Annotated in this window: 13 protein-coding genes and 2 tRNA genes; 12 read left to right on the plus strand and 3 right to left on the minus strand. The window is 65.9% G+C overall.

Annotated elements, in window-relative coordinates:
* Positions 1-8: 8 nt before the first annotated feature.
* The 4 genes from AC3A4M_RS03665 to AC3A4M_RS03680 all read left to right on the plus strand — a co-directional run bounded on the left by AC3A4M_RS03665 (position 9) and on the right by AC3A4M_RS03680 (position 3,835).
* Positions 9-80 (plus strand) — tRNA-Gln (locus tag AC3A4M_RS03665).
* Positions 81-196: 116 nt separating this feature from the next.
* A tRNA-Glu gene (locus AC3A4M_RS03670) sits at positions 197-269 on the plus strand.
* A gap of 126 nt (positions 270-395) precedes the next feature.
* Positions 396-2,189: a dynamin family protein gene (locus AC3A4M_RS03675; RefSeq protein WP_498734097.1), complete on the plus strand. Its 1,794-nt coding sequence runs from the start codon at positions 396-398 to the stop codon at positions 2,187-2,189.
* The gene (locus tag AC3A4M_RS03680; protein WP_498734035.1) at positions 2,186-3,835 is read left to right on the plus strand and encodes a GTPase; all 1,650 of its coding nucleotides are present in this window, start codon (positions 2,186-2,188) and stop codon (positions 3,833-3,835) included. Before AC3A4M_RS03675 ends, AC3A4M_RS03680 begins: the two co-directional genes overlap by 4 nt.
* Before the next feature lie 35 nt (positions 3,836-3,870).
* Here the strand turns inward: AC3A4M_RS03680 and AC3A4M_RS03685 are convergent, their stop codons facing one another.
* Positions 3,871-4,398, minus strand: coding sequence for a DUF1697 domain-containing protein (locus tag AC3A4M_RS03685; RefSeq protein WP_498734036.1), 528 nt, complete (start codon positions 4,396-4,398; stop codon positions 3,871-3,873).
* Between the two features lie 124 nt (positions 4,399-4,522).
* Here AC3A4M_RS03685 and AC3A4M_RS03690 point away from each other — a divergent pair, with 124 nt between their 5' ends.
* Positions 4,523-5,509, plus strand: coding sequence for a thiamine-phosphate kinase (locus AC3A4M_RS03690; RefSeq protein ID WP_498734037.1), 987 nt, complete (start codon positions 4,523-4,525; stop codon positions 5,507-5,509).
* A gap of 10 nt (positions 5,510-5,519) precedes the next feature.
* Here AC3A4M_RS03690 and AC3A4M_RS03695 read toward each other — a convergent pair whose 3' ends face one another.
* Entirely contained in the window at positions 5,520-6,239 is a 720-nt protein-coding gene (locus AC3A4M_RS03695; protein ID WP_139006532.1) for an IclR family transcriptional regulator, read from the minus strand.
* Between the two features lie 158 nt (positions 6,240-6,397).
* On the opposite strand from AC3A4M_RS03695, the gene leuC reads away from it, so the two are divergent.
* From leuC to AC3A4M_RS03725, 6 genes are all read left to right on the plus strand, one after another.
* Entirely contained in the window at positions 6,398-7,876 is a 1,479-nt protein-coding gene (gene leuC, locus AC3A4M_RS03700; RefSeq protein WP_498734038.1) for a 3-isopropylmalate dehydratase large subunit, read from the plus strand.
* Between the two features lie 24 nt (positions 7,877-7,900).
* A complete protein-coding gene (gene leuD, locus AC3A4M_RS03705) occupies positions 7,901-8,500 on the plus strand; it encodes a 3-isopropylmalate dehydratase small subunit (protein WP_074703369.1) in 600 nt (199 codons plus the stop codon).
* A gap of 110 nt (positions 8,501-8,610) precedes the next feature.
* Positions 8,611-9,927 (plus strand): UDP-N-acetylglucosamine 1-carboxyvinyltransferase, encoded by a 1,317-nt coding sequence (gene murA / locus AC3A4M_RS03710; protein ID WP_074701999.1) that lies wholly within the window; start codon positions 8,611-8,613, stop codon positions 9,925-9,927.
* A 16-nt stretch (positions 9,928-9,943) separates the two neighbouring features.
* Positions 9,944-10,729 carry a lysophospholipid acyltransferase family protein gene (locus tag AC3A4M_RS03715; RefSeq protein WP_498734039.1) on the plus strand — a complete coding sequence of 262 codons (786 nt, stop codon included), beginning with the start codon at positions 9,944-9,946 and terminating at the stop codon, positions 10,727-10,729.
* On the plus strand, positions 10,726-11,763 hold the full coding sequence (locus AC3A4M_RS03720) for an NAD(P)H-dependent glycerol-3-phosphate dehydrogenase (RefSeq protein ID WP_498734040.1): 1,038 nt from the start codon (positions 10,726-10,728) through the stop codon (positions 11,761-11,763). Before AC3A4M_RS03715 ends, AC3A4M_RS03720 begins: the two co-directional genes overlap by 4 nt.
* Positions 11,760-12,908, plus strand: a complete 1,149-nt coding sequence (locus tag AC3A4M_RS03725; RefSeq protein ID WP_498734041.1) for a D-alanine--D-alanine ligase family protein — start codon at positions 11,760-11,762, stop codon at positions 12,906-12,908. The genes AC3A4M_RS03720 and AC3A4M_RS03725 overlap by 4 nt, the downstream gene beginning before the upstream one ends.
* Before the next feature lie 54 nt (positions 12,909-12,962).
* On the opposite strand, the gene AC3A4M_RS03730 is transcribed toward AC3A4M_RS03725, so the two are convergent.
* Entirely contained in the window at positions 12,963-13,451 is a 489-nt protein-coding gene (locus tag AC3A4M_RS03730) for a DUF3515 domain-containing protein (protein WP_498734042.1), read from the minus strand.
* 143 nt (positions 13,452-13,594) lie between these two features.
* Between AC3A4M_RS03730 and AC3A4M_RS03735 the strand changes: the two genes are divergently transcribed.
* Positions 13,595-14,620, plus strand: a complete 1,026-nt coding sequence (locus AC3A4M_RS03735) for an LCP family protein (RefSeq protein WP_498734043.1) — start codon at positions 13,595-13,597, stop codon at positions 14,618-14,620.
* Positions 14,621-14,640: the final 20 nt, after the last annotated feature.

A 14,640-nucleotide genomic window follows, 5' to 3' on the forward strand; every position in this document is an offset into this window, starting at 1 on the left:
AGTACCTTTGGGATATGGTGTAATTGGCAACACAACGGTTTCTGGTACCGTCATTCTAGGTTCGAGTCCTGGTATCCCAGCGCTGGGAATTGCGCTGTTTAGAGTGTAGTTCCGGCCAAATAATGAATTTGGCAGCCGGGCAAAGTGTGTGAAATACTCATGAAGCTCGATCGGCGAAAGCCGGTAAAAAGTGCAAGGCCCCATCGTATAGCGGCCTAGTACGCCGCCCTCTCACGGCGGTAACGCGGGTTCGAATCCCGCTGGGGTCACCGATAACCGGTCCCGGACATTTTGTCTGGGACCGGTTTTTTCGTGTGCACGTTCCGGTCCTGTTCCGCCAACGCTTTTGTGGCAGTATTCCCATGTCAGCGGTGAATGCCTTGAGTGCTGGCATGATGGAATCTGTGACAGGTACAACAGACAGCCGCCCGGAGCAGGCCTCCGACGGGCTGGCGCTGGCGGAGGCGGTCCGCGATGCGCTCAGTGAGCTGACGCTTCCGCTGCATCTGCCGGGAGCCGCGCAAGCCCGCCAGGACATCCATGCAGCGCTGGACCAGCTGGAGGACTATGTCCTGCCGCGCTACCGGAGCCTCGACGCTCCGCTGCTGGCCGTCGTGGGCGGATCCACCGGCGCCGGCAAATCAACGCTGGTCAACGCGCTGGCCGGACGCCCGGTCACCCGCACAGGCGCGATCAGGCCGACGACGCGCCAACCTATCCTGCTGCACAATCCGCGGGACCGTTCCTGGTTTGCGGACCAGCGCGTCCTGCCCGCCCTGAGCCGCATCACTTCGGCCGCGGAGCCTGCTGGTGCACTGCCGGCGGAACGGGCCGGCGCCGACCCGGATCCTCGGGCCATGTCCTCCCTTGTCCTCGTCTCAGAAACCACGATCCCGCCCGGCATCGCCCTGCTGGACGCACCCGACGTTGACTCTATTTCGGACGATAACCGCAAGCTGGCCGGCCAGCTGCTGTCGGCAGCAGACCTGTGGCTGTTTGTGACCACTGCAAACCGCTATGCGGACGCCGTGCCGTGGAAGCTGCTGCTGGAAGCCGCCGGGCGGGACATCCTCGTCGCCGTCGTGCTGGACCGTGTTCCGGCCGGCGTGGAGGACGAGGTCCGGGCGGACCTCGCCGGACTCCTGAACCGCGAAGGACTGGGCAACGCGCGGCTCTTCGTCGTCCCCGAGTCGCCCCTGGACGAGATGGGCATGCTGCCGCACGCTGCAGTGGCGGACATCCGCGGCTGGCTGCTGGAGATTTCCGCAGATGCCGCGGGCAGGGCCGCCATCGCGCGCAGGACCCTCAGCGGGGCAGTGGCATCGCTGGCCGCCACGACCGCGTCGGTGGCGGATGCGCTGGACGCCCAGTCCGTCGCGGCGGCCAGACTGCGTGACGACGTGCTGGACGCCTATAACAATGCAGCCCGGCGGACGCTCGACTCCACCCAGGACGGCACGCTGCTGCGCGGCGAGGTGCTGGCCCGGTGGCAGGACTTCGTGGGAACGGGTGAGTTCTTCCGCTCGATCGAGAGCGGGGTAGGCCGATTGCGGGACCGGATCGGCGCCTTCTTCAGCGGTAAGCCCGCACCCTCCGTCAACGTCGAGGCGGCAATCGAAACGGGGCTGCAGGCCGTGATTGTGGACGAGGCAGCCAAGGGCGCCGAGGACGCCGATGCACGGTGGCGCAACGATCCGGCCGGGCGGCAGCTGCTGGGCAGCAAGGATCTGTCTACCGTCAGCGACGGTTTCAGCGACAAGGCTTCGGCCGAAATCCGCGCCTGGCAGGGTGACCTGCTGGCGATGATCCAGACGGAGGGCGCCAGCAAGAGGCTTACGGCCAGGATGCTTTCCTTCGGGGTGAACGGTCTGGGCGTGGCGTTGATGGTTGTGGTCTTCGCCGCCACCGGTGGCCTGACCGGTATCGAGATCGGCGTTGCCGGCGGAACCGCGGTGGTCGGCCAAAAACTGCTGGAGGCCGTTTTCGGCGAGGATGCGGTCCGCCGCCTCGCCCGCAAGGCCCGGGAAGGGCTGAAGGAACGCACCAAAAACCTGATGCGGGAGGAAGCAACACGTTTCCTGTCCCTGATCGACGACCAGGACGCCGCGGCGCTGGCCGCCGGACTGCGCGGCCAGGCGGCCCAGCTGTCCGCACTGGCCCGACGGACCGGAGCGGGGGGCGCCGCATGAGCCGGCACCGGGGAGAGAATGAACGCTCGCCGCTGCGCAGCCGGCTGGAGGCCCTGAACACAGCGCGCGAACTTGCCGAAGAACGCCTGCCGGATGAAACCCTGGCACCCGTCACGGAGGTATTGAACCGGGCCGGCACACGGCGCTCGTTGTCGGCCGAACATACCGTTGTCGGTTTCTTCGGCGCCACGGGCAGCGGCAAGTCATCCCTGTTCAACGCGGTTGCCGGACAGGAAGTAGCGACCGCTGCCGCCCGCCGGCCGACGACTTCCGAGCCGTTGGCAGGCGTCTGGAATCCTGTCGGAAGCGAGCCACTGCTCGATTGGCTCCAGGTCAAGCAACGGCATCTAATGGACGGTCCGCCGGCCAGCGGCCGCCAGGATCATGGTGCCGACGAGGATGGTTACGGCGGACTGATCCTGCTCGATCTTCCTGATTTCGACTCCACCGCCGTCGAACACCGGCAGATCGTGGAACGGCTTGCGGGCCAGGTGGACGTCCTCGTCTGGGTGCTAGACCCGCAGAAATACGCCGATGCTGCCCTGCACCAGGGTTTCCTGCGTCCGCTTGCCTCGTACGGAGCCGTCACCATGGTGGTGCTCAACCAGATCGACCGGCTGGCTACGCGCGAGGTGCGGCCGGTGCTGGACTCGCTGAAGCAGATCCTGGCGCAGGACGGACTCGATGGCGTGGCGGTCTACCCGGCCTCTGCGAAGACCGGCGCGGGAGTCAAGGAGCTGCGCACGGCCATCCGTACCGTGGTCGACCGGCGCCGCGCCAGCACGGAACGCCTGCTGGCCGATATCGACGCTTCTGCCGCCGCGCTGGCGGACGGCGCGTCCGGCCCGGCGCTTCCGGCCGTGCCGAAGGAAGCCAAGCAGATGCTGTCCGAGCACCTCGCCCAGTCGGCGAGCGTGGACGTGGTGGCGGAAGCGGTGCGCAAGTCCTACCGCAGGCAGTCGCACGCCAACACCGGCTGGCCGGTCACCCGGTGGCTGGGCAAACTCCGCCGCGATCCCTTGAAGCGGCTCAACCTCGACCGCCGGGACGTCAACCCTGCGGTGAACCGGTCTTCCCTGCCTGAGCCGGGCCCCGCGCAGCGGGCGCAAGCGGATTCCGCGGTCCGGGCCTTCGCCGATGCGGCCGGCAGCCAGGCACCGGACCTATGGCGCGGCTCCATCCGCAGGGCTGCACGCGCCAGCGCACCCGAGCTGCCCGATGCCCTCGACCAAGCCATGGCCGGGACGGACCTGGGCTCAAACCGGAAGTCGTGGTGGTGGCCGGTGATCGGCATTCTCCAGTGGATCGCCCTGGCCGCCGCGGCCGCCGGCGCCCTCTGGCTTCTGGGACTGGCCGTCCTGGGCTACTTCCAGTTCGAAGTACCTCCGGCGCCGCGGGTCGAGGGCTTCCCGGTGCCCACGCTGCTGCTGGTGGCCGGCGTCCTGCTGGGCATTGTGCTGGGGCTGGCATCGGGATTGGTGGCCCGCGTGGCAGCGGCATCAAGGGCGGCTAAAGCACGACGGCGGCTTAGGTCCGCGGTGGCGCAGGTGGCGGAGAGGAAAGTGGTGGCTCCGGTGGAGGAAGAGATCCGCCGGTACAACAGCTTCCGGGAGGCCCTGGCGGCCGCGCGCGGGGGCACGGGATAGGGGCGGCAGGGACCAGCGAGGCCTGTGGCGGCGTCTTAACCGGCGGCAGCCAGGACCTTCAGCATCGTACGGAGGTTGCGTGTCGTCGTCGTACTTTTGAATCTCTTGTGTGCCACCAGCTTGTTCACCGGGCTGTCCAGCGTGCCGCCCTTGGCCGCCGTCCAGGCCATCGCTTCGGGTCCCAACAGAATGCCGTCCCCGTCCGCGGCAGCGGCTGCCTCGTGCAGTTCCTGCAACTCGGCCGGATCCGATGTGACGGTGACGTAGGCGTGGATGCCGGCGTTGTCGGCCGGGTAGGGGCACGCCGCCACCAGTTCGTCCAGCCGTTCAGCAGTGAGCACCACCACCCAGGCGTCGTAGCCGAAGCGCTCGCGCAGTTTCGCCTCAACCAGTTGCTTCACCTCATTGGCTGAGCCATCGCTGGCGCACACAATGTTGCCGCTGGCCAGCAGCGTCCTGACATCGTAGAGGGGCAGCTCGGCCAGGGCCGCCTTCAGCTCCGCCATCTTGATGTTGATGCCGCCGACGTTGATCCCGCGCAGGAAGATGGCATAGGTGGTCATGGGGGCAGATTACCGGTTGGCGCGGCGGTAGTGAATGATCTAGTCAGGACCAAACGCAAACAAGGCCGCGCAGGAATTTCCGGGGCCGGAACGGGGAAGCGGAGAAGTGGCGGAACATCTCACGGTGGCTCAACTGGACGAGCGGGCACTGCTGGAGCGGATTTTCCCGCGGCTGGGTACGGCCGACGTGCCGGTGGGCCCCGGGGACGATGCCGCCGTGATCGAAGCTCCCGACGGGCGTACCGTGATCTCCATCGACACGCTGGTCCAAGATCAGGACTTCCGGCTCGAGTGGGCCAGCGGATACCGGAGCTCAGGGTTCGACGTCGGGTGGAAATGCGCCGCGCAGAACGTATCGGACATCAATGCCATGGGTGCCGTGCCCACGTCGCTGGTCATCAGCCTGACCCTCCCCGCGGACACTCCGGTGCGCTGGGTGGAGGACATGGCGGACGGACTCCGCACGGCGCTGCACGAACTGGAGGCGGAGCGGTGCGCCGTGGTGGGCGGGGACCTGGGACGGGGCGCCGTCCTGGTGGTGACGGCAGCGGTTACCGGGGATCTGCAGGGCAGGGCACCGGTCCTGCGGTCCGGGGCGCGCCCGGGAGACCTAGTGGCGGTCGGCGGATCGTTGGGCAGGGCGGCCGCCGGGCTGGCGTTGCTCGAGGGAACTTCGGGTTACGGCGGAATGCCGCCCGAGCTGCAGGCTCTGGCCACCGCGCAGTCGCGGCCGCTGCCGCCGCTGGCACTGGGGCCGCGGGCTGCGCAGGCCGGAGCGCACGCCATGATGGACATCTCCGATGGACTGATCCGCGATGCCGGAAGGCTGGCCCGTGCGAGCGGCGCCGCCTTGGCCCTTGATTACCAGCGGCTGGACTGTTTCGAGATTCCGCTTCGGCAGGCGGCCCGCATGCTGGACGCGAACCCGCGGCACTGGGTGCTGGGCGGGGGAGAGGACCATGGATTGCTGGCGGTTTTCCCGCCCGGCGCGGAGCTGCCCGAGGGGTTCGTGCACATCGGGAGCGTCGCCGAAGCGGCGGCCGGTGCCGCCGAGGTGACCGTGGACGGCGAGGTCCCGGACGTGCTCGGCTGGGACCACTTCAAGGGCTGACCTGCGGCGTTCAGTCTGTGGTCTTGCGCAGCGCGTCGGTCAACTGCTGTGCGGCCTGGACCACCACTTCTGCATGGATGCGGCCGGGCTGGCGGCTGAGCCGCTCGATCGGTCCGGAAATAGAGACGGCCGCGATCACCCGGCCGGAAGGTCCGCGCACGGGCGCGGAAACGGACGCGACGCCGGGTTCCCGCTCGCCCAGACTCTGGCCCCAACCGCGGCGCCGGACCCCTGCGAGTACCGTCGGCGTAAAGCGGGCGTTCTTCAACCCCTCCAGCAGGCGCTCATGGTCCTCCCACGCCAGCAGGACCTGGGCGGCTGAGCCGGCCTTCATGGAGAGCTGGGTGCCCACCGGGATGGTGTCGCGCAGGCCGATCGGCCGCTCCGCCGAGGCCACGCACACACGCCATTCGCCCTGCCGGCGGAAGACCTGCGCGCTCTCGCCGGTGGCATCGCGCAGCGCAAGCAGCACCGGGCCGGCGGAGGCGATCAGGCGGTCTTCGCCGGCGGCCGAAGCCAGCTCGACCAGCCGGCTGCCCAGGACAAACCGGCCCTGAATGTCGCGGCTGACCAACCGGTGGTGGACCAGGGCCAGCGCCAGACGATGGACAGTAGGCCGCGCGAGCCCGGTAGCGGCTACCAGTTGGGCCAATGTTGTGGGCCCGGCCTCCAGTGTATCCAGCACCATGGCTGCCTTATCGATGACTCCGACGCCGCTTGATTTGTCCATAACATGATATTGCCGTCTCATTATCTGAGATGCAAGTCGAAAAAGTAGCGGGCGACGATACGGGCTGGGAGAGTTGAAGTACATACTTCTGCGGGCGCCGATGGCAGCTGAATACCGGTTGAAACGGCCCGCGCTGTCACTGATGGAGGGAGCTGGCTATGGCCGGTACAACTGCGGGCAAGACGCTCGCTGAAAAGGTGTGGAATGCACACGTGGTGCGCAAGGGCGACGGCGAAGGAGCCGCGCAGCAGCCTGACCTGCTCTACATCGATCTCCATCTTGTTCACGAAGTCACGTCCCCGCAGGCGTTCGAAGGCCTACGCCTGGCCGGCCGCCCGCTGCGCCGCCCGGATCTGACCATCGCCACGGAGGACCACAACACTCCGACACTGGACATCGACAAGCCGATCGCGGATCCGACCAGCCGCACCCAGATCGAGACGCTGCGGGCCAACTGCAAGGAGTTCGGCGTCCGGCTGCACTCCTTGGGCGACGCCGAGCAGGGCATTGTGCACGTTGTCGGTCCCCAGCTGGGCCTGACCCAGCCGGGCCTCACCGTGGTCTGCGGCGACTCGCACACGTCCACGCACGGCGCCTTCGGTGCGCTGGCCTTCGGCATCGGCACCTCCGAGGTCGAGCACGTTATGGCCACGCAGACCTTGTCGCTGAAGCCGTTCAAGACCATGGCGATCAACGTCGAAGGCACCCTGCGCCCGGGCGTGACCTCGAAGGACATCATCCTGGCCGTCATCGCCAAGATCGGCACCGGCGGGGGACAGGGCTACGTGCTGGAATACCGCGGCTCGGCCATCCGGGACCTGTCGATGGAAGCGCGGATGACCATCTGCAACATGTCCATCGAAGCCGGTGCCCGCGCCGGCATGGTGGCGCCGGACGAGACCACCTTCGAATACCTCAAGGGCCGGCCGCACGCACCCGAGGGTGCGGACTGGGACGCCGCCGTCGAGTACTGGCAGACGCTGCGCACCGAGGACGACGCCGAATTCGACGCCGAGGTGTTCCTCGACGCGGACACGCTGGAACCGTTCGTCACGTGGGGCACCAACCCGGGACAGGGCGTCTCCCTCTCCGAGTCGGTCCCTTCGCCGGAGGACTTCGCGGACGAGAATGCAAAGGCATCGGCCGAACGCGCCCTGGCCTACATGGACCTGAAGGCCGGCACGCCGATGAAGGACATCCGGGTGGATACCGTTTTTCTCGGCTCTTGCACCAACAGCCGCATCGAGGACCTGCGCATCGCCGCAGACATCATCCGCGGCCGCAGCAAGGACCCGAACATCCGCATGATGGTGGTGCCCGGTTCTGCCCGCGTCCGGTTGGAAGCCGAGGCCGAGGGACTGGACCAGGTCTTCAAGGACTTCGGTGCCGAGTGGCGCTTTGCCGGCTGCTCCATGTGCCTGGGCATGAACCCGGACCAGCTGGCGCCGGGCGAACGCTGCGCCTCCACGTCCAACCGCAACTTCGAGGGGCGCCAGGGCAAAGGTGGCCGCACGCACCTCGTGTCGCCTGTGGTCGCAGCGGCGACCGCAGTACGCGGCACCTTGAGTTCGCCGTCGGACTTGGATCCTGTTGACGAGGGCCAGGCTCGCCGCCTGAGCGAAACCAGCGCAGCTTAACGCGGATTAGGGGAAACAATGACTATGGAAAAATTCACCACCCACACCGGCATCGGCGTTCCGCTGCGGCAGTCCAATGTCGACACGGACCAGATCATTCCTGCGGTGTACCTCAAGCGCATCACCCGTACCGGATTCGAAGACGCGCTGTTTTCGGCCTGGCGCAAGAAGGAAGACTTCATCTTGAACCAGGAGCCGTTCAACCGCGGCTCGGTGCTAGTGGCCGGGTCCGACTTCGGCACCGGCTCCTCCCGCGAGCACGCGGTGTGGGCGCTGAAGGATTACGGCTTCAGGGTGGTCCTCTCGTCGCGCTTCGCGGACATCTTCCGGGGCAACTCGGGCAAGCAGGGCCTGCTCGCCGCGCAGGTCGCCCAGGACGACATCGAGTTGATCTGGAAAGAACTGGAGAACCATCCGGGCACCGAAATCACGGTGGACCTGAACTCAAAGACGGTGGTCTGCGGAACCCTCACGGCGCCGTTCGAGATCGATGACTACACGCGCTGGCGCCTGCTCGAAGGGCTGGACGACATCGGGCTGACGCTCCAGCACGAAGAGGACATCACCAGCTACGAGGCAACCCGTCCGTCCTGGAAGCCGAAAACTCTTCCGGCGCGGTCCTAACATCGGCGTGGCTAATCGCACTTTATTTCGGGATGGTCACGGTAGCTTCTATGCTTAGCTGAGGCCTTCGCGAAGTATGGAGGCGTTGCAGATCGAGGAAACAGGTGTATATGGCAAGCGTTCTGACCATCCGCGGAGGAGTCCCTCTTAGGGGAAAGGTGTCCGTCCGGGGAGCCAAGAACCTCGTACCAAAAGCCATGGTTGCCTCCCTGCTGGGCAACGATCCTTCACTGCTGCGCAACGTTCCGGAGATCAAGGACGTCGAGGTAGTGACGAGCCTGCTGCGCCTGCACGGAGTCGAGGTCACCAAGGATCCTGTCACCGGTGACCTGTCCCTGGACCCCACCAAGGTCAAGACGGCCCAGATGAAGGACATCGACGCGCATGCCGGTGACTCCCGCATCCCGATCCTGTTCTGCGGGCCGCTGATCCATGCCATCGGGGAAGCTTTTATCCCTGACCTGGGTGGCTGCAAGATCGGCGACCGCCCGATCGATTACCACCTGGATGTGCTGCGCCAGTTCGGCGCCGTGGTGGAGAAGCGCGAGGGCGGTATCTCCATTTCCGCTCCCAAGGGCCTGAAGGGCGCCAAGCTCTCGCTGCCCTACCCCAGCGTCGGCGCCACCGAGCAGGTGCTGCTGACCGCCACCCGAGCCGAGGGCATCACCGAACTCAGCGGGGCGGCGATCGAGCCGGAAATCATGGACCTGATCGCGGTCCTGCAGAAAATGGGCGCCATCATCTCCGTCCAGACGGACCGGGTCATCCGGATCGAGGGCGTTCCGCACCTCAGCGGCTTCAACCACCGCGCACTGCCGGACCGCAACGAGGCCGCATCCTGGGCTTCGGCCGCGCTGGTCACCCAGGGTGACATCTATGTCGAGGGCGCGATGCAGCCGGATCTGACCGCGTTCCTGAATACCTACCGCAGAATCGGCGGCGCCTTCGATATCGACGACGAAGGCATCCGGTTCTACCACACCGGCGGGAAGCTCTCGCCGCTTGTCCTCGAAACGGACGTGCATCCCGGCTTCATGACGGACTGGCAGCAGCCCCTGGTGGTTGCACTGACCCAGGCAGCCGGCGTGTCCATCGTCCACGAAACGGTCTACGAAAACCGCTTCGGCTTCACCCAGGCCCTGATCCGGATGGGCGCCAGCATCCAGGTGCACCGCGAGTGCCTGGGCAGCATCCCGTGCCGCTTCGGCCAGCGCAATTTCCTGCATTCGGCCGTCATCTCGGGCCCCACCCAGCTGCAGGGCACAGACATCGACATTCCGGATCTGCGCGGCGGCTTCAGCCACCTGATTGCGGCGCTGGCAGCCAACGGCACGTCCCGGGTAACCGGGATTGAGCTGATCAACCGGGGTTACGAGCGGTTCCAGTCCAAACTGGAAAACCTCGGCGCGGACTTCGACATTGCCTGAAGCGGCAGGACGAAGGATGAGGCCGGCCATGAAGGAACGGGCCACGCTCAGCACCTTGGCCGCCTTGGTGCGCCCGGTGCTGAACCTGGTCCTCAGGCGTAAGTGGGAGGGGACGGAGAACCTGCCGCAAGGCAGCGGGATCATCGTCTGCCCCAACCACAATACGGAAATAGACCCCCTGGTGGTGGGCCACTTCGTCTACAACCAGGGCTTCTTTCCGCACTTCCTGGCCAAGGCCTCCCTGTTCAAGGTCCCCGTGGTCGGCGCCATCCTGTCGGCCGCCAAGCAGATCCCCGTGGAGCGCAGCAGCGCCGGCGCAAACCGTTCCCTCAGCGTGGCCCGGGAGGTGATGGATCAGGGCGGTGCCGTGATCATCTACCCGGAAGGCACTCTGACCCGGGATCCGGATCTGTGGCCCATGCGCGGCCGGACCGGCGCGGCCAGACTGGCGCTCCAGACCGGGGCCCCGGTTGTGCCGGTTGCCCATTGGGGCGCCAACGAACTGTTCCCGCGCTACGCAAAGAAGCTCCATATCTTTCCGCGCAAGACGGCAAGAGTGGTGGCCGGACCGCCGGTGGATCTGAGCGAATTCATCGGCCAGCCGCTGACGAAAACCGTGCTCGAGGAGGCGACGACCAGGATCCTGGACGCCGTGACGGAATTGCTGGCCGGACTCCGCGGCGAGCAGCCCCCGGCCCAGCGCTGGGACCCGGCCATGCGCGGCCAAAGCGCCACCGGCCGGAACTTCGAAGTGTCCCCGCCTGCCGACCTGCCACCCACACCACCGGAGGAAAAACCGTGAGCAACCACCAGGATCTGCCCGCTGTAGTGGCTGTTCTGGGCGCCGGCAGCTGGGGTACAACATTTGCCAAAGTCGTGGCGGACGCCCATCCGGGCATCCAGGTGCGGCTGTGGGCACGGCGGCCGGAAGTGGCGGAGGAAATCAACAACCGCCACCTGAACAGCCAGTACCTCAACGACATCCGCCTGCCGGACAACCTGACCGCCTCCGGCGAGGTGGCCGAGGTCATGGACGGGGCGGAGCTGGTGGTTCTTGCCGTTCCCGCGCAGACGCTGCGTCCGCAGCTGGCGGCCTTGAAGCCGTTGCTGGGGGACACCGCCGTCGTTGTTTCCCTCATGAAGGGCCTGGAGCGCGGCACTGACTCGCGGATGAGCGAAGTCATCAAGGAAGAACTTTCGCTGCCCGATTCGCGGATCGCAGTGATTTCCGGCCCCAACTTGGCCATGGAGATTGCGCGCAAGGAACCCACTGCCTCGGTAGTGGCCTGTACCGACCGCGATGTGGCGCAATGGATCGCCAACACGTGCACCGCCCGGTACTTCCGCCCGTATACGAACACGGACGTTGTGGGCGTGGAGATCGGCGGGATCGTCAAGAATGTGATCGCCTTGTGCGTGGGCATCTGCGACGGCAAGCACATGGGCGACAACACCAAGGCTTCCGTGATCACCCGCGGGCTGGCGGAGACCACGCGGCTCACGCTGGCGCTGGGCGGCGAGCTGGAAACGATGGCGGGCCTGGCCGGACTGGGGGATCTGGTGGCGACGTGCTCGTCCCCGCTCTCGCGCAACCACACTGCAGGCCGACTGCTGGGCGAAGGCCTGACACTGGACGAGGTCAACCAGCGCATGACCCAGACCGCGGAGGGTATCAAGTCCGGGCGCGCGGTGCTCGACCTGGCCACCCAGGTAGGTGTGGAAATGCCGATTACCGAAAGCGTGGTCGCCGTCCTCGAAGGAGAAATCTCCGTCGAGGACCTGGCCCCGCGACTGCTCACCCGTGAGCTCAAATCCGAAGGCGAACAGGAACAGTGAACAAAGAAGCGAACAGCCCGAATTCCCCGGCAAGCGCGCGGAAGCCGCGTGTCGCCGTCCTCTTCGGCGGCCGTTCCAGCGAGCACTCGGTCAGCTGTGTGACGGCGGCAGGCGTTCTGGCCGCCATCGACCAGGAAAAGTACGACGTCGTTCCGATCGGCATTGCTCCCAACGGCCAGTGGACCTTGGTCTCCGAGGATCCCGCCCGCTGGACCTTGACCTCGGAGACCCGGCCGGAGGTCGCCCCGGCGGCGGAATCGGTGCTGCTGGCCGCAGGGAATTCCGGCACCGAACTGGTTGTCCGTTCTGCCTCTGACGCCATCCGGAACCTGGGACAGGTCGACGTGGTGCTGCCGCTGCTGCATGGGCCTTTCGGTGAAGACGGGACCCTGCAGGGCCTGCTGGAAATGGCCGACGTACGCTACGTGGGCGCGGGCGTCCTGGCATCCGCCGTCGGGATGGACAAGCACTACATGAAGGTGGTCTTCGAAGCCGCCGGGCTCGAAGTCGGACCCTACGAAGTCATTACCGACCGCCAGTGGCAGCAGGACCCGGACTCGGCCTTGGCACGTGTGGCGGGACTGGGCTTCCCGGTCTTCGTGAAACCGGCCCGCGCCGGTTCCTCGATGGGTATCAGCAAGGTTTCCGACGCAGCCGGACTGCGTACCGCCATCGACGCCGCACGGGAGCACGATCCGAAGATCGTCGTCGAAGCGGGGATCGCCGGCCGTGAAATCGAAGTTGCCGTCCTGCAGGGGCGCGGCTGCGACGATCCGCGCACCAGCCTCCCAGGTGAGATTGCAGTGCAGCCCGGCGTCCATGACTTCTACGATTTCGAAGCCAAGTATGTAGACGGTGCGGCTGCGGCACTCAGCTGCCCGGCGGACCTGCCCTCGGAAGCCACGGACCGTGTCCGCGAACTTGCCGGCAAGGCATTCGACGCCGTCGCGGGAGAGGGCCTGTCCCGTGTGGACTTCTTCTACACGCCGGACGGCAATCTCATCATCAATGAGATCAACACGATGCCCGGGTTCACCCCGATCAGCATGTACCCGCAGATGTGGGCCAAGTCAGGCCTGCCCTACACCGAACTGATCGACGAACTGATCTATCTCGCCCTCAACCGCAAAACGGGACTGCGCTAACCGCTAGAGCGGACGCACTAACCACAGGTGCGGCTCCCGCTCGGCGTCCCGTGGCTACGAGGCGTCGAGCGTGTCCGTCGGGTTGATGCACTTGTTCGTCTGCGGAATCTCCGCGGCCGCGTCGGCCAGATCCACCAGAATGGTGGATTCGGCCACCTCGTCAGGATTGAAAATAAGTTCCGTTGCCGGCTCACGGCCGTAAGTAGTGGCAGTCCAGGTCTCTCCGCCCTCGTGCAGGACCCAATCGATGCCGTTGACCGTGACACACCGGTCCGTGGTCGGTCCGGGGACCGGGACGCCGCAGCGCAGGATGACTTTGGACGGGTCGCCCCAGGCAGCGGTGGCCTGGCTGGAGGTCTCGCGGCGCTCACCGTCAGCAACGAACTCCGGCAGGATCACCATCATCGGAGCACAGGCGGGATTGGCGGCGTCTTCGGCGGCATCAACCTGCACGATGGGAGAGCAGGCCGTTGCTGTGAAAACTATCCCTGCCCCCAGCAACAAGGCAGGCAGGTTTCGGCGCAGGGTGTTCATCCGGGACATGAATCCAGCCTATCCGCTTGCCGGGACGGACAGTAACGGGACGCCTCCCAGCCCCCGTGCTCGCTGCTGAACGCGGGCTTTGCAGGAACCGTCCAGTTTCGGCCACTATGCTCGTCCGTGGCCCGTATCAAGAAAGTGAATGAATGACGTCTGACTACGACTATGACTACGCCCCTCCCCGCCGCCCCAAGCGCCGACCCGTGCGCAAGCTGCTCGCCGTGCTGGCGGCACTGTTGGCCGTGGCCATCGTCATCGGCGGCAGCTATGTCTTTTACCTGGCTAACGTCTTCGACAACAATTCGCAGAAAATTGAGCATGCGTTCCCGGAGAACCGTGTCAGCAAGGCAGCCGGTGATGGCTCCAAGAACATCCTGCTGATGGGAACTGACGCTGACGGCGGAAGCGGCGAGGGTGAAAACCTGGCCGGGGTGCCCAATGGCGGCCGGACGGACACGATGATGCTCGTGCATGTTCCGGAAAACCGCGACAAGGTCTACGTCATGTCGATCATGCGCGACACCTGGACCACGATCCCCGGTTACGGAGAGCACAAGATCAACTCCGCCATGGCGTTCGGGGGTACCCCCTTGGTCGTCGAAACGGTGGAGACGTTGTTCAACGCGCGCATCGACCATGTGGCCTCTGTTGATTTTGCTGGCTTCCGGTCGCTGACGGACGCTCTTGGCGGGGTGGAGATCGATAATCCTGCCGCCTTCCAGATCACCGGCGGAAACGGCGAATCGTTCCCGGAAGGTGTGCAGACCCTCGACGGCGAGTCCGCCCTGAATTTCGTCCGGGAGCGCAAGTCGTTCACTAACGGCGACTACCAGCGTGTGGCCAACCAGCAGTTGTTCGTGAAAGCCCTGGTATCCGAAATCCTCTCACCGGCCACACTGGCCAATCCGCTGCGGATGAGCGGAGTCGTCTCCGAGTTCTCCCCTTATATCAGCGTTGATTCGGAATTCAGCGGCCCGGCGGCAGCCTTCCTTGGCGCCAGTCTGTGGAAGGTACGCGGTAATGACATCGAGATGTTTACGCTTCCGTCATTGGGTACCGGCATGTCTGCCGACGGCCAGTCCATTGTGCTCAAGGATGAAGCCGCCATCGCCGAAATATCCGAGGCAATGAGCAATGGGTCGATGGCTGACTATCTCGCCTCGACCGGCTAGAAGCTCGGAGAACTGCACCT

This window comes from Arthrobacter sp. Soil_C_60, assembly GCF_057656375.1.

What these genes read in the sequence shown, in the direction of transcription:
- AC3A4M_RS03675 (WP_498734097.1), top strand. Translation starts at nt 396, where the DNA reads ATGGAATCTGTGACAGGTACAACAGACAGCCGCCCGGAGCAGGCCTCC.
- AC3A4M_RS03680 (WP_498734035.1), top strand. Translation starts at nt 2,186, where the DNA reads ATGAGCCGGCACCGGGGAGAGAATGAACGCTCGCCGCTGCGCAGCCGG.
- AC3A4M_RS03685 (WP_498734036.1), bottom strand. Translation starts at nt 4,398, where the DNA reads ATGACCACCTATGCCATCTTCCTGCGCGGGATCAACGTCGGCGGCATC.
- AC3A4M_RS03695 (WP_139006532.1), bottom strand. Translation starts at nt 6,239, where the DNA reads ATGGACAAATCAAGCGGCGTCGGAGTCATCGATAAGGCAGCCATGGTG.
- leuC (WP_498734038.1), top strand. Translation starts at nt 6,398, where the DNA reads ATGGCCGGTACAACTGCGGGCAAGACGCTCGCTGAAAAGGTGTGGAAT.
- leuD (WP_074703369.1), top strand. Translation starts at nt 7,901, where the DNA reads ATGGAAAAATTCACCACCCACACCGGCATCGGCGTTCCGCTGCGGCAG.
- murA (WP_074701999.1), top strand. Translation starts at nt 8,611, where the DNA reads ATGGCAAGCGTTCTGACCATCCGCGGAGGAGTCCCTCTTAGGGGAAAG.
- AC3A4M_RS03715 (WP_498734039.1), top strand. Translation starts at nt 9,944, where the DNA reads ATGAGGCCGGCCATGAAGGAACGGGCCACGCTCAGCACCTTGGCCGCC.
- AC3A4M_RS03730 (WP_498734042.1), bottom strand. Translation starts at nt 13,451, where the DNA reads ATGTCCCGGATGAACACCCTGCGCCGAAACCTGCCTGCCTTGTTGCTG.
- AC3A4M_RS03735 (WP_498734043.1), top strand. Translation starts at nt 13,595, where the DNA reads ATGACGTCTGACTACGACTATGACTACGCCCCTCCCCGCCGCCCCAAG.